The organism is Ruania halotolerans, from assembly GCF_021049285.1.
In the GTDB taxonomy this organism is placed as follows: Bacteria; Actinomycetota; Actinomycetes; order Actinomycetales; family Beutenbergiaceae; genus Ruania; species Ruania halotolerans.
This window is the reverse complement of the sequence record NZ_CP088017.1, coordinates 3,536,303-3,550,612: the sequence shown is the minus strand read 5'-3', so window position 1 is coordinate 3,550,612 and position 14,310 is coordinate 3,536,303. Positions and strand designations below refer to the sequence as shown.

At 68.1% G+C, this 14,310-nt stretch carries 13 protein-coding genes; all 13 read left to right on the top strand.

Translation table 11 applies throughout. The features are described from left to right. Positions 1–19 precede the first annotated feature (19 nt). Positions 20–1,594 (top strand): DEAD/DEAH box helicase, encoded by a 1,575-nt coding sequence (locus LQF10_RS15990; RefSeq protein ID WP_231064804.1) that lies wholly within the window; start codon positions 20–22, stop codon positions 1,592–1,594. Positions 1,595–1,750: 156 nt separating this feature from the next. Beyond that, entirely contained in the window at positions 1,751–2,125 is a 375-nt protein-coding gene (locus tag LQF10_RS15985) for an ArsR/SmtB family transcription factor (protein ID WP_290371113.1), read from the top strand. A 1-nt stretch (position 2,126) separates the two neighbouring features. Further along, positions 2,127–2,612, top strand: coding sequence for an SRPBCC family protein (locus LQF10_RS15980; protein ID WP_231064803.1), 486 nt, complete (start codon positions 2,127–2,129; stop codon positions 2,610–2,612). A gap of 92 nt (positions 2,613–2,704) precedes the next feature. Continuing rightward, the gene (locus tag LQF10_RS15975) at positions 2,705–3,145 is read left to right on the top strand and encodes a glutaredoxin domain-containing protein (RefSeq protein ID WP_231064802.1); all 441 of its coding nucleotides are present in this window, start codon (positions 2,705–2,707) and stop codon (positions 3,143–3,145) included. A gap of 35 nt (positions 3,146–3,180) precedes the next feature. Further along, positions 3,181–4,203 carry a LacI family DNA-binding transcriptional regulator gene (locus tag LQF10_RS15970; RefSeq protein WP_354002597.1) on the top strand — a complete coding sequence of 341 codons (1,023 nt, stop codon included), beginning with the start codon at positions 3,181–3,183 and terminating at the stop codon, positions 4,201–4,203. 80 nt (positions 4,204–4,283) lie between these two features. Further along, the gene (gene araB / locus LQF10_RS15965; protein WP_231064801.1) at positions 4,284–6,008 is read left to right on the top strand and encodes a ribulokinase; all 1,725 of its coding nucleotides are present in this window, start codon (positions 4,284–4,286) and stop codon (positions 6,006–6,008) included. Next, positions 6,005–6,736 (top strand): L-ribulose-5-phosphate 4-epimerase, encoded by a 732-nt coding sequence (locus LQF10_RS15960; RefSeq protein WP_231064800.1) that lies wholly within the window; start codon positions 6,005–6,007, stop codon positions 6,734–6,736. Before araB ends, LQF10_RS15960 begins: the two co-directional genes overlap by 4 nt. 4 nt (positions 6,737–6,740) lie before the next feature. Next, entirely contained in the window at positions 6,741–8,249 is a 1,509-nt protein-coding gene (araA, locus tag LQF10_RS15955) for an L-arabinose isomerase (protein WP_231064799.1), read from the top strand. A gap of 85 nt (positions 8,250–8,334) precedes the next feature. After that, positions 8,335–9,396: a LacI family DNA-binding transcriptional regulator gene (locus LQF10_RS15950; protein ID WP_231064798.1), complete on the top strand. Its 1,062-nt coding sequence runs from the start codon at positions 8,335–8,337 to the stop codon at positions 9,394–9,396. 298 nt (positions 9,397–9,694) lie between these two features. Next, positions 9,695–10,999, top strand: coding sequence for an extracellular solute-binding protein (locus LQF10_RS15945; RefSeq protein ID WP_231064797.1), 1,305 nt, complete (start codon positions 9,695–9,697; stop codon positions 10,997–10,999). Between the two features lie 73 nt (positions 11,000–11,072). Next, positions 11,073–12,038: a carbohydrate ABC transporter permease gene (locus LQF10_RS15940; RefSeq protein WP_231064796.1), complete on the top strand. Its 966-nt coding sequence runs from the start codon at positions 11,073–11,075 to the stop codon at positions 12,036–12,038. A 5-nt stretch (positions 12,039–12,043) separates the two neighbouring features. Further along, positions 12,044–12,928, top strand: a complete 885-nt coding sequence (locus LQF10_RS15935; protein ID WP_231064795.1) for a carbohydrate ABC transporter permease — start codon at positions 12,044–12,046, stop codon at positions 12,926–12,928. A 73-nt stretch (positions 12,929–13,001) separates the two neighbouring features. Further along, positions 13,002–14,264 carry a family 1 glycosylhydrolase gene (locus LQF10_RS15930; RefSeq protein WP_231064794.1) on the top strand — a complete coding sequence of 421 codons (1,263 nt, stop codon included), beginning with the start codon at positions 13,002–13,004 and terminating at the stop codon, positions 14,262–14,264. Positions 14,265–14,310: the final 46 nt, after the last annotated feature.

Here is a 14,310-nt window from a genome sequence, read left to right as displayed (position 1 = left end):
TCAGAGAGTTGTACGTTTCGTGTCCACACCTGTTTCTCCTGTTGATGCCCCGACGACGTTCGCGGCCCTGGGCGTTCCTGCCTCGCTGGTGCGTTCGCTCGCCGAGCGAGGCATCACTGATCCGTTCCCGATCCAGACCGCCACGCTGCGCGACACGCTCGCCGGGCGTGACGTGCTCGGCCGTGGCCGCACCGGCTCGGGTAAGACGCTCGCGTTCGCGCTTCCCATGATCACCCGCCTCAGCGACGGGCGCCCGGCGCGCTCGGGCTCCCCGCGCGGACTCATCCTCGCCCCGACCCGTGAACTCGCTTCCCAGATCGCCGAGACCATCGCACCGCTCGCCGCAGCGGCGGGCCTGCGCCACAGCGTGATCTTCGGAGGTGTCGGCCAGGGCAAGCAGGTCGAGGCGCTGCGCCGTGGTGTCGACATCCTGATCGCCTGCCCCGGCCGGCTCGAGGACCTCAAGGGGCAGGGCCACCTGCGCCTGGACGCCGTCGAGATCACCGTGCTCGATGAGGCGGACCACATGGCCGACCTGGGCTTCCTGCCGGCCGTGAAGCGGATCCTCGACGCTACCCCGCGTCAGGGGCACCGCATGCTGTTCTCCGCCACGCTTGACAACGGTGTGGACATCATCGTCAAGCGGTACCTGACCAACCCGCTCACCCACTCCGTCGATCCGGCGTCTTCGCCGGTGACGGCGATGACGCACCACATCCTGGAAGTCTCCGATGTGGGTGCCAAGCGTGACCTGGTGGAGCAGCTTGCCTCCGGAGCCTCCCGCCGGCTGTTCTTCATGCGCACCAAACACCAGGCGCGCAAGTTGGCCCGCCAGCTCACCGCGAGTGGGATTCCCGCCGTCGATCTGCACGGGAACCTCTCCCAGGGGGCGCGTGAGCGCAACCTGGATGCGTTCTCCAGCGGTGCCGTGCGTGTTCTCGTGGCCACGGACATCGCTGCCCGCGGTATTCACGTGGACGATGTGGACCTGGTGGCGCACGTGGATCCGCCGGCCGAGCACAAGGCCTACCTGCACCGCTCCGGGCGCACGGCCCGGGCCGGCTCCGGTGGCACAGTCGTGACGATCATGTTGCCCGAGCAGCGCAACGATGTGCGTCAGCTGCTCCGCGCCGCGAAGATCACTGCCACACCGGTGGCGGCCAAGCCTGATCTCGTCGCTGAGCTCGTTGGCGACGTCGCCGCCCGGGTGAGCCCGGACCGGGCGCCGGAGGCGGCGGCACGTAAGCCTGCAGCGGCACCGGCTGGTGCAGGTCGCGGTTCTGGCCGACGTGGTGGTTCCGGGGGTGGCTCGCGTTCCGGGAACGGTGCGCGTGGCGGTTCAGGGTCGGCCGGCCGTTCCGGGTCAGGTGGCCGGTCCGGTGTTGCCGCCGCTGCCGGCTCGTCGAGTCGTGGCCGTAGCCGCGGCGCCGGTGCTGCTCCTGCGAGCGGTCCTGCGTGGTCAAGTTCGACGCCTCGCTCTGGTTCGGGACGCCCCTCGGGTGCAGCTGCCCCAAGTGGTCGCGACGCTGCCAACGGTTCAGGACGCCGTCGTGCAGGTGCACGACGCGCCACCAGCCCCGGCAGTTCCCGCTGAGCCGAGGAGGAGTCGTCGAGCTGACGGCTGACTAAGCACCATCTGCTGAGATCCGTCGTCGATCCGGTCGTCTGCAAACGACCAGATCGGCGACGGATTTCTTGTGTGGGGCCGAACCCCTTGCAACCTACAACCATCAGGTTGTACATTCTTCTCGTGGCCGAGTACACAGACGAGGACAGGGCGGACGCCCTATTCCACGCGCTCGCCGATCGCACCCGGCGCGACATCATGCGCCGGGTGCTGGCCGGGGAGCACTCGGTCAGCGCCCTTGCACAGAAGTACGAGATGAGTTTCGCCGCGGTGCAAAAGCACGTGGCTGTCCTCGAACGGGCCGGCCTCATCACCAAACGCCGCGTTGGGCGTGAGGCGTTGGCGACCGGAGACATCGACGCCGTTCGTTCCGTTGCTTCCTTGCTCGACGAGATCGAGGACGTCTGGCGGGGCCGGGTGGGGCGCATCGATGAACTGCTCGCCGCCGCGGGCCCCGGCCAGCAAGAGGATTCCACCATCACCACGAAGGAGAACTGACATGCCTGTGACCGGAGTTCAGAAGGACATCGACAGCCGCACCCTGACCATCACGGCCGACTTCGCCGCATCGGTGGACCGGGTGTGGGGAATCTACGCAGATCCCCGCCAGCTGGAGAAGGTCTGGGGTCCGCCGACCTACCCAGCCACGTTCGTGGATCACTCCCTCACGCCGGGCGCGCGCGTCACCTACTACATGACCAGCCCAGAGGGGGAGAAGCACGGCGGCTGGTGGGAGATCATCAGCGTGGACGAACCGCACGCGTTCACCTTCCGCGACGGGTTCGCCGACGCCGACCTCAACCCGGTCGACTCGATGCCGGTTTCGGAGAACGTCTACCGGTTCGAGGCCACTGAGACCGGCACTCGTGCCACGTTCACCAGCACGTACGAGACCGCCGAAGGACTGCAGCAGGTACTCGAGATGGGTATGGAGGAGGGCGCGACCTTGGCGATCAACCAGATCGACGATCTCCTCGCTGCCTGACCTGCCGGACGGCCACGAGGCCACCCGCGCGCCTCCTGAGGATCCCTCGTGCGGCGGATGTGGGAATGCGCCGGCCAGGGGATGCTGGGACCATGCGCTCCCGGCTCCTCTGGCTCGGCCTCCTCATCCTGATCGTCGTGCTGGGGTGGTTCGTCGCCGCTGACGGGCACCCGTGGCTGGCCGTCCCGCTCGCGGCGTTCATTGCCTTCTACGGGTGGTGGACCTACCCGCGGCGAGGCGCAGGCACCAGCCACACGGAGGCGATGACGCTCGCCGATGACGACCCCCGCGGCCGGGTGATCATCTACTGGCGGCCCGGTTGCATGTACAGCAGCGGGCTGCGCCGCGCACTCGGCCGTACCGGGCGATCGGCCACCTGGGTGAACATCTGGACCGACGACGAAGCGGCCGCCTTCGTCCGCAGCGTGAACGGTGGCAACGAGACGGTACCCACGGTGGTGATCGAGGGCGAGGCGCACACGAACCCGCCCGCAGGCCTCGTCCGCGACCGGCTCCTCGCCCGACTCCGTTAGGCTCACCTGCACAGACGGGGAAGTGGGAGGTGGGCGTGGCTGGCGCAGCGCAGGCCGGACGGCCAGGAATGAACGACGTCGCCAAGATGGTCGGCGTCTCCCACCAGACGGTCTCGCGGGTGCTCAACGATCACCCGAATGTGCGCCCGGAGACCCGGGAGAAGGTGCTGGAGGCGATCGAGGCCCTCGGGTACCGCCGCAACAGTGCCGCCCGCGCCCTGGTCACCCGCCGGTCGGCCACGGTCGGGATCGTCACCAGCGGGTCGATGCAGTTCGGGCCTGCGACCACCCTCGCCGTGCTGGAGCAGTCCGCCCGGGCGGCGGGCTATTTCGTGAGCGTGGCGACGGCGGACGAACCGACCCCGGAGACGATGACGCAGATCTTCGGCTCGTTCATGGATCAGTCGGTCGAGGGCATCGTGGTGATCGCTCCGGAGGAACGGGTGGCGAATGCCGCACGGGCTGCCTCTGCGCATGTGCCGGTGCTGTTGCTCGCAGCCATGGATGCACAACCTGGCGATCCCACCATCGTGCACGTGGACCAGCGCAGCGGCACCCGGCTGCTGGTGCGGCACCTGCTCGAACTCGGGCACCGGGATCTCGTGCATGTGACTGGACCGCCGGACTGGTTCGACGCGATCGCCCGGCGAGATGCCTGGCGGGCAGAGTTGGCGATGGCAGGGGTGCTCCCCCGTGACGAGATCGCCGGGGACTGGACAGCTGACGCCGGCTACCGCGCAGGGCAACGGCTGCTGACGAATCTGCCCGACGCCGTGTTCGCCGCCAATGACCAGACGGCACTCGGACTCCTGCACGCATTCGCTGACGGGGGTGTGCGGGTTCCCGAGGACGTCAGTGTGGTCGGCTATGACGATGTTCAGGGCTCGGACCACTTCATCCCGCCGCTGACCACGGTCCGTCAGGACTTCGACGCGCTCGGCCGGCACGCGATGGACGTGTTGATCGGCGCGGTGACGGGGCGCCTCCTCGCGCCGGTGCCGATCCCGCCGCAGCTTCTCGTGCGCGCGAGCACCGGCCCGCGCCTGCCGGGATCATGAAGATCAGGGTAGCGCTCTGGCGGTTGTGAGCGCTAACATCAATGCATTGCCCGAGCAACGACGCCGACCCAAGGATCGCGATGACTGACGAGAACACCTACACCATCGGAGTGGACTTCGGCACGCTCTCCGGCCGGGCGGTCGTCGTCCGGGTCAGTGACGGAGCTGAACTCGGCAGCGCCGAGCATACCTACCCCCATGCCGTGATGGACCGGACGCTCACCGCCTCGGCCGCCAACTCTGAGCTCCCGCCCGAGTGGGCGCTGCAAGTGCCTGCCGATTACGTGGAGGTGCTCAAGACTGCCGTGCCCGCCGCCGTCGAGGCCGCCGGGATCGACCCTGCCCAGGTGATCGGCATCGCCACCGACTTCACCGCCTGCACGATGATCCCGGTTCGGGCCGACGGCACTCCGCTGTGCGAGCTCGAACAGTTCGCCGACCGCCCGCATGCGTACGTCAAGCTCTGGAAGCATCACGCCGCCCAACCGCACGCCGACCGGATCAATGCCCTCGCCCGTGAGCGTGGCGAGTCCTGGCTGCCGCGGTATGGCGGGCTGATCTCCTCCGAATGGCAGTTCGCCAAGGGGTTGCAGCTCCTGGAGGAGGACCGCGAAATCTACGACGCGATGGACCGCTGGGTGGAGGCTGCGGACTGGATCGTCTGGCAACTCGGCGGGCAATACCAGCGCAACGCCTGCACGGTCGGCTACAAGGGCATCTACCAGGATGGCAAACATGTGGGCGAAGAGTTTCTCGCCGCACTCAACCCCGACTTCGCCACGTTCGTCCAGGACAAACTGGAGCAGCCGATCGCCCAGCTGGGGGACGCCGTCGGGCAGCTCACCGCCGAGGCGGCAGGTTGGACCGGACTTCCCGAGGGCATCGCGGTGGCCGCGGGCAACGTGGATGCGCACGTGACCCTGCCGGCTGCGAACGCCGTCGAGAACGGTCAACTCACCCTCATCATGGGCACCTCCACCTGCCATGTGGTCAACAGCGACCAACTGCACGAGGTCCCTGGCATGTGCGGTGTGGTGGACGGTGGCGTGATCGCCGGAAAGTACGGCTACGAAGCCGGTCAGAGCGGTGTGGGGGACATCTTCGGCTGGTTCGTCTCCTCCGGTGTGCCCGCCGCGTACACCGCCGAGGCCGAGCGTCGTGGGCTGTCGGTGCATGCCTACCTGACCGAACTCGCCGAGCAGCAGCCGATCGGCGGACACGGTCTGGTCGCGCTGGACTGGCACAACGGCAACCGCTCGGTGCTGGTGGACACCGAACTCTCGGGGCTGATCATCGGCCAGACGCTGGCCACCCGGCCCGAGGACATCTATCGGGCGCTGCTGGAGGCCACTGCCTTCGGCACCCGCACCATCATCGAGGCCTTCACCGGGGCCGGCGTGCCGATCACCGAGCTGGTAGTGGCCGGCGGGCTGCTGAAGAACCGGTTCCTCATGCAGATGTACGCCGACGTGACTGGCCTGCCGCTGAGCACGATCACCTCCGAGCAAGGTCCCGCCGTCGGATCGGCGATCCATGCGGCCGTAGCCGCCGGTGCCTACCCGGACGTGCGCACCGCCGCGGCCTCGATGGGGCACCGGACGGTCGGTGCCTATCAGCCGAACGCTGAAGCGACAGCGGCGTATGACCGGCTCTTCGCCGAGTACTCCCGGTTGCACGACTACTTCGGCCGGGGGGAGAACGACGTGATGAAGCGGCTCAAAACGCTCCGCCGGGAAGCCTGGGAGGCCAGTACCTCCGACGGCGTGAGTGCGCCCGCGCTTGAGGTGCCGGAGGAGCTCTCATGACCCGCCCCGTGTTGAGCGAGATGTCCGCGGCCGTGCAGGCCGAGGTGGCCGCGACCCGGGAGCGGGTCGCCCGGCTGCACGCCGAGTTGGTCCGGTACGAGCTGGTGATCTGGACCGCCGGGAACGTCTCGGAGCGAGTGCGCAGCGATGAGGCCGAGTTGTTCGTGATCAAGCCCTCAGGTGTCTCCTACGACGAGCTCACCCCGGAGTCGATGGTGGTGTGCACCCTCGACGGCACCAAGATCGTCGACGGCACCCCGGACCGCCTCACCCCCTCCTCCGACACGGCCGCGCACGCCTACGTGTACCGGCACATGAGCGAGGTCGGTGGTGTGGTGCACACCCACTCCACCTACGCCACCGCCTGGGCGGCCCGGCACGAACCGGTGCCCTGTGTCATCACGATGATGGGCGACGAGTTCGGCGGGGAGATCCCGATCGGCCCGTTCGCCCTGATCGGCGACGACTCCATCGGTCAGGGCATTGTGGAGACGTTGCGCTCCAGCCGCTCCCGCGCCGTGCTGATGGCCAATCACGGCCCGTTCACCATCGGCTCCGACGCCACGGAGGCGGTGAAGGCCGCAGTGATGTGCGAGGACGTGGCCCGCACCGTGCACATCGCCAAGCAACTCGGGGACGTCGTCCCGATCTCGACCGAGCACATCGACGCCCTCTTCGACCGCTACCAGAACGTCTACGGCCAGCGTGCCGAGGACGGTAAGGACTGACGACATGGACAACCCCTTCGATGGCCGCGAGATCTGGTTCCTCACCGGAAGCCAGGACCTCTACGGTGACGAGACCCTCCAGCAGGTCGCCGAGCAGTCCCAGGCGGTGGCCCGCCACCTCCAGGAGTCCTCCGATGTGCCGGTGCGCATCGTGTGGAAGCCGGTACTCAAGGACACGGCGGCCATCCGGCGGGCAGCGCTCGAGGCGAACGCCGACGATGCCTGCGTCGGCGTGATCACCTGGATGCACACGTTCTCCCCGGCGAAGATGTGGATCACCGGCCTGGACGCCCTGCGCACCCCGATGCTGCACCTGCACACGCAGGCCGGTATGGAGCTGCCCTGGGCCGATATCGACATGGACTTCATGAACCTGAACCAGGCCGCCCACGGCGACCGCGAGTTCGGCTACATCGCATCCCGGCTCGGCGTGGCGCGCAAGATCGTGGTGGGGCACGCCAGTGATCCGGTCGTCCAAGGTGAGGTCGGCACCTGGGCGAGGGCCGCCGTCGGGTGGGCCAGCCTGAGCGGGATGAAGTTGGCTCGGTTCGGCGACAATATGCGCAACGTGGCTGTGACCGAGGGCGACAAGACCGAGGCGGAGCTGCGGTTCGGCGTCTCGGTGAACACCTGGGGCGTGAACGATCTGGTGGCGGCCGTGGACGCGGTGGACGAGGCCACGATCGATGCTCTCGTGGCCGAGTATCTCGACGCCTATGACGTGGTTCCCGCACTGCAGCCTGGCGGCGAGCAGCACGAGTCGCTGCGCTACGGCGCCCGCCAGGAGGCGGGGATGCGTGCATTCCTCGAGGCCGGTGGGTTCTCGGCGTTCACCACCAACTTCGAGGACCTCGGTGGGCTGCGGCAATTGCCCGGCCTGGCCGTGCAGCGGTTGATGGCCGACGGGTATGGCTTCGGCGCCGAGGGCGACTGGAAGACCGCGATCCTGGTGCGCCTGGCGAAGGTGATGGGCTACGGCCTGCCCGGTGGTGCCTCCTTGATGGAGGACTACACCTACGAACTCACCCCCGGCAAGGAGAAGATCCTCGGCTCGCACATGCTGGAGATCTGCCCGAGCCTGACCACGAGCACGCCCCGGTTGGAGATTCACCCGCTCGGTATCGGCGACCGCGAGGACCCGGTGCGCCTGGTCTTCGACACCGACACCGGTGATGGGCTCGTGGTCGCGCTGTCCGATATGCGTGAGAGGTTCCGGCTGGTGGCGAACGAGGTGGACATCGTGGGCCCGGATGCCGAGCTGCCGAACCTGCCGGTGGCCCGCGCGGTGTGGGTGCCGCGGCCGGACTTCAAGACGTCCGCACGTGCCTGGCTGACCGCCGGCGGAGCGCACCACACGGTGCTGACCACGGCGCTCGGTATCGAGGTGTTCGAGGATTTCGCCGAGATCGCCCGCACCGAACTTGCCGTGATCGATGCCGCGACCACCGTGCGTGACTTCACCAAGCAGCTGCGTTGGAATCAGGTGTACTACCGGATGACAGCCGGAGTCTAAGCCCCGGTGCGAGTCTGCTACCGGCGGTGGCACCCCTTCGCGCCTGGGAGGATCTAGGATCGAGCCCAGGCGCGAAGGGAGCAGCATGCCCGCCACGATGCGCGATGTCGCGAAACTTGCCGGGGTCTCGGTGAAGACGGTCTCGAACGTCGTCAACAACACCTACCCCTACATCCGTCCGCAGACGCGCGCACAGGTTGAGGACGCGATGGCCGAACTCGGCTACCGCCTCAACGTGACCGCCCGCAAACTGCGGACCAATCGCACCGGCCTGATCGGCCTCGCGCTCCCGGAGCTGCGCCTGCCCTACTTCGCCGAGCTCGCCGACGAGGTGATCCGCAAGGCTGCCGAGGTGGGGTTGAAAGTGATCGTGGAGCAGGTGGAGCCGGCTGAACACGTGGCAGTCGAGAGCCTGGTCGGTTCACATACCCACCTGGTCGACGGCGCGATCGTGGCGCCAGTGGGGCACGGAGACGTGCTCTCACAGTCGGCCCCACCGGACTTCCCGGTGGTGGTGCTCGGCGACCACAAGATCAGCGACGACGTGGACCAGGTCTTTCTTGCCAACGCTCGCGGCGCGGAACTGGTGATGGAGCACCTCATCTCGCGCGGTGCGCACCGCATCGTCGCGCTCGGCGCCGGCCGTGGCGAGGCCGTCGGGTCCGAGGGGGAGCGGACGCGGGGCTACCTGGACACACTGGCCCGTCATGGGATCACCGTGGACGAGGCGCTCATGCGGCCCACTGTTGGCTGGAGCAAGGCGGCCGGGGCCGCAGTGATCCGGGATCTCGCCGCTGAGGGGGTCGCATTCGATGCCGTCTTCGGCTTCAACGACACGCTCGCCTTGGGAGCGCTCACGGAGCTGCTGCGCAGCGGGCGACGCGTGCCCGAGGACGTGCAGGTGATGGGTTTCGATGACATCGAGGACGCCCAGTACAGCGTGCCCGCACTGAGTACCGTGGCGGTGGACCGGTCGCAGCTGGCCGAGCTGGCGGTGGGCATCCTGGTCCGCCGTCTGCGGGCGGCCACCGACGGCGACCCTCGCCCTGGTCAGGCGCCTCACCCGGGTGCCGGGGAGGCCGGGCCCACCGCCTGGGACGCCATCGAGGTGCCACCGCGCCTGATGCTGCGCGACTCCACCCGCTGACGTCGCCGCCTGCACGCCGACAGTCGCGACACGTCAGCGCAGTCGATCGCGAGGATCGGTGACCGAACCGTGATCTGAAGTGATTGACCACGGCGCGAGAGCCGCGTATTCTTCCGTAGTACAACGGTGTACTACGAACCCGACGGAGGGCGGCGATCGCGATGATGCGGCTGGATGCGGACGTCCTCGATGGCAGGTGCCCGGTCGGCGCCGCGTATTGATCTGCACGCCCCACCCGTGCTCGCTGATGCCGTAATACACCGATGTACTACCGCAGTTCCCACCCGAGGAGAACACGATGTCCACTATCCCCCGCACCCCACTCCGGCGCCGCGGCGTGCTCATCGCCGCTGGTGCCGCCACCGCATTGACCCTCGCCGCCTGCGGCGGCGGTACCGACACTGGCGACGATGACTCCGCCGGCGACGGTGGCACCACCACCGTCAGCGTCTGGCATGGCTTCACCGAGGCCGACGGTGACGTGGTCAACCAGCTCGCCGAGGAGTTCAACGCGTCCCAGGACGCCTACGAGGTCCAGGTGGAGGTCAACCCCTGGAACGTCATCACTGACAAACTGCTTCCGGCCGTCTCGGCCGGCAACGGGCCGGATCTCGTGGTCCAGCCCGCCGATGCCGGTGAGGGGTACGTCAACCAGGGCGTCTTCGTCCCGATGGACGACTTCTACGCCGACCCGGAGAACGACACCGACACGTACTACCCGCACGTGGTCGACTACGCCGCCTTCGACGGCACCCACTACGGCGTCCCGATGGCCTATGGGCCCTTCTCCGTCTGGTACAACACCGAGATGTTCGCCGAGGCGGGCATCACGGAGGACGACATCCCCACGACGTGGGAGGAGTGGGTCGCGCTCGCCGAGGAGCTCACCGTGGACGAGAACGGTGACGGCGAGCCAGAGATCTACGGTCTCGCGCTTCCTGACGCCGACGGGACCTTCCTCCCGACCTTCGTTGAGGCAGGCGGGGGTGCCGTGTATACCGACGGCGAGGTCACCCTCGACACCGACCAGAACGTGGAGACCTTGCAGTGGTGGCAGGACGCCTACGAGGGCAACTGGGGCCCAACCAACGTGACCCTGCCCGAGGCCGTCGACCTGTTCAAGGCCGGCAAGGCCGCGATGACCGTCATCGGCCCGTGGATCATCACCGGAGCCGAGAGCGTGGGCCTGGAGATCGACGTCTTCGAGATGCCGGCCGGTCCCGAGGGTGTGGTGACCCAGGCGGCCGCCAACTACTGGTGGCTCACCTCCCAGGCCGATGAGGACGCCACGGCTGGTGCCCAGGCATTCCTGCGGCACTACAACAACCGCGATTCGCAGGTGCTCTGGGCGCAGCAGTCCTACTACCCGCCCAACCGCACCGACATCACGGCCGAGGAACTCGCCGACACCCCGTTCGTCGGCACCATGATCGCCCACACCGAGAACTCCTACATCCGGATGTACGGCATCCCGGGCGGGCTCACCGACGTCAACGCCGAGCTCTCCACGCTGAACACCACCGTCACCCAGGGTGGCGACCTCGCCGCCACCACCACCGAGACCGCCGAATCCATCACCGAGATCCTCTCGCGGTTCGAGTGAGGACCGTGCCTCCCCGGGCGCCGGGCCGGCCTTCGCCGTCGGCCCGGCCTCCGGGGCCCACCTGGGAGAGTCCATGACCACCTCTGCAGCACCGCCCCGCTACCGGGCGCCGCGACGCCTCGGCGGCGAGGCACACCCGGACAACTCGCGCCAGATCGCCGCCCGGGAACGCGGCCGGACCCTCCGCGCGACGGCGTTCCTCGCCCCCGCGCTGGCCGTGATCATCGCCTTTGTCTTCGTTCCGGCGTTCTCCGCCTTGCGACTGTCCTTCACCGATGCCTCCGGGTTCGGCGAGGAGTCCTGGATCGGGCTGGAGAACTACGTCACCGTCTTCACCGATCCCGCCACCCTGCGGGCCATCTCGAACACGATGCTGTACGCCCTCATGTACGGGCCCCTGGTGATCGCGGTGGGCCTGGCTGCGGCCCTCTTGCTGAACCGCAAGGATGTGCCGTGGCGCGGGTTCTTCCGCACCGTGATCTTCCTCCCGTTCGTGATCTCGATGGCGGTGGCCTCCCTCGCCTGGGCGTTCCTCCTGGACCCGAATCTCGGGCTGATCCCCTATTGGCTCAGCGGCCTCGGCATCACGATGGGGGACGTCTTCGCCTCCACCACCTGGGCGCTGCCCGCCGTCACGGCGGTGGCGATCTGGAAGAACTTCGGCTATTTCATGGTGATCTTCCTTGCCGGGTTGCAGGGGATCCCGCGCTATCTCTACGAGGCAGCGACCCTCGACGGTGCCGGCGCGTGGCGGCAGTTCCGCGCCGTCACGGTGCCTGGGCTGCGCGCCACGATGACGTTCGTGATCGTCTTCGCGATCATCGGCGCGTTCCAGGCGTTCGACCAGATCTACATCATGACCCAGGGCGGACCGGACCGGGCCACGGAGACGATCGTCTACCGCATCTACACCGACGGCTTCCGCGACTTCCGGATGGGCTTCGCCTCCGCGTTGTCCTACGTACTGCTCGCGATCACGCTCGCGCTCGGCCTGATCCAGCTCCGGATCGGGACCAAGCGCGAGAAGGACCTGGAGTGAGTGCCATGACCACGACGACGTCCCTCACCCCGGCGCGTACGCCGCGCTCCGGAAGCGCCCGCTCCGCCCGCCTGGTCACCCAGTCCGGGGTGGTCGCCGGACTGCTGGTCTTCGCCGCGCTCACCTCGTTCCCCGTGCTCGTGGTGGTGCTCGCGGCATTCTCGCCGGAATCGGAGGTGCTCTCCTGGCCGCCGAACTTCATCCCCTCCCGGCTCACCCTGGAGAACTTCGACGGGCTCATGGCCAGGATCCCGGTCTTCGGGCAGTCCTGGAACTCGTTCGTGTTCGCTGCGGCCGTGACCGGGCTGTCGCTGGTGTTCAACTCCCTGGCGGCCTATGCCCTGGCCCGGATCCAGTTCCGGGGGCGGATCGCGATCTTCACCGTGCTGATCGCCATCATGATGGTGCCCTTCCAGGCGCTGCTGGTCCCGCTGTACGAGCTGATCTCCGAGATCGGGTGGGTGAACACCTACGCGGGTCTGGTGATCCCGCGGGCCGCCGACGTCGCGGGGATCTTCCTGTTGCGGCAGTTCTTCATCACCCTCCCGCGGGATCTGGACTCGGCCGCCAGGATTGACGGCGCGAGTGAACTGCGGGTGTTCTGGTCAGTCATCCTGCCGAACGCCGTCCCTGCCCTGCTGACCATGGCGCTGTTCCACTTCGTGAACAACTGGAACGACCTGCTCTGGCCGCTGATCATGACCAGCGACTCCAGTGTCCGCCCGCTCACCGCCGGCCTGGCGCTGCTGACCGGCTCCGCCACCGGCGTGGCCCCCTACGGGGTGATGATGGCCGGCTCCCTGGTGGCGATCCTGCCGCTGGTGGTGCTCTACCTCCTCGTGCAGCGCCGCTTCATCGAGGGTGTCGCCATGACCGGCATGAAGGGATGAGCCCGACCAGCTCCGTCCGCCCCCACTCCAGCCTCGACCACCCGTACAGCTTCGATCACGTGAGGAAACCCTGATGACCTGGTACCAGGACGGCCGACTGCACTTCGGTGTCGGCGTCGAGGACACCTTCGTGCCGCAGACCCGCGAGGGTGAGCGAGCATTGGATGAGTACGCGCTCACCGAGCACTACGCGAACTGGCACGGTGATCTCGGGCTCGCCACCGAGGTCGGGGCCGAGTTCATGCGCTGGGGCGTCCCCTGGTACCGGATCAACCCGGCCCCCGGTCAGTGGGACTGGACCTGGTTGGACGGTGCGATGGCCCGGTTCGCCGAGCTGGGTCTGCGGCCGATTGTCGATCTCTTGCACTACGGCACTCCGGAGTGGCTGGAGGGCGAGTTCGCCCACCCCGACTATCCGCAGCGCGTGGCCGAGTACGCCGTGGCAGTCGCCGAACGGTATGCCACCACGGTCACCGACTACACACCGGTGAACGAGCCGATGATCCACGCCCGGTTCTGCGGTGAACTCGGCTACTGGCCGCCCTACCTCACCGGCGAAGAGGGCCTCACCCGGATGATCGCGGCGCTCGCGGACGGCTTCGCGCGCAGCCAGCACGGCATCGCCGAGGTACTCGGCGATCGGGCGACGTTCGTGCACGTGGACGCCACGACGCGCCTCGTGGGCGATGTGGACGGAGAGCACGCGGCGAAGGTGCGTCTGCTCCAGGACCAGGTCTACGTCGTCGAGGATCTTGTCACCGGACGGGTGACCGAGGGGCACCCGTTGGTGGAGCACCTGCTCCGGCATGGCATGGCAGAGGACCTACTGGACCGGCTCGCATCGGCCCCGGTGTTGCCTGACGTGATGGGCGTCAACTATTACCCGAAGCACTCCACCACGATGGTGCAGGACGGGCCGTGGCCCCGCGGTGGCTTCGTGGACCCGGCGCCCACCAGGGATGACGGCGTCCTGGGCCTTGAGGAGGTCATCCTCGCCCATGCCGCGCGTTACGGCGCCCCGGTGGCTGTGACTGAGACGTGTGTGACGGCGTCGGTGGCCGAACGGGTGGCCTGGCTGGAGGACTCCGTGGCCCTGGTGCACCGGCTCCGTGCCGACGGCGTCCCGGTCGTGGGCTACACGTGGTGGCCGCTGTTCGACATGTACGAGTGGACCTACCGGCACGCCGATACCCCGCGGGAGACCTCGTTGCTCACCATGGGCCTATGGGACCTGGTCGAATCGGACCAGGGTTTGCTGCGCCGTCGTAATCGGGTGGCGGATGCGTTCCAACGCCTCGCCGCACCCGTGCCTGTGCCGAGCGGCGCGGATCGTTAGGCGCCGACGGCGGTGCGGGGGAATGGACGGCGAACCAGGGTGGTTC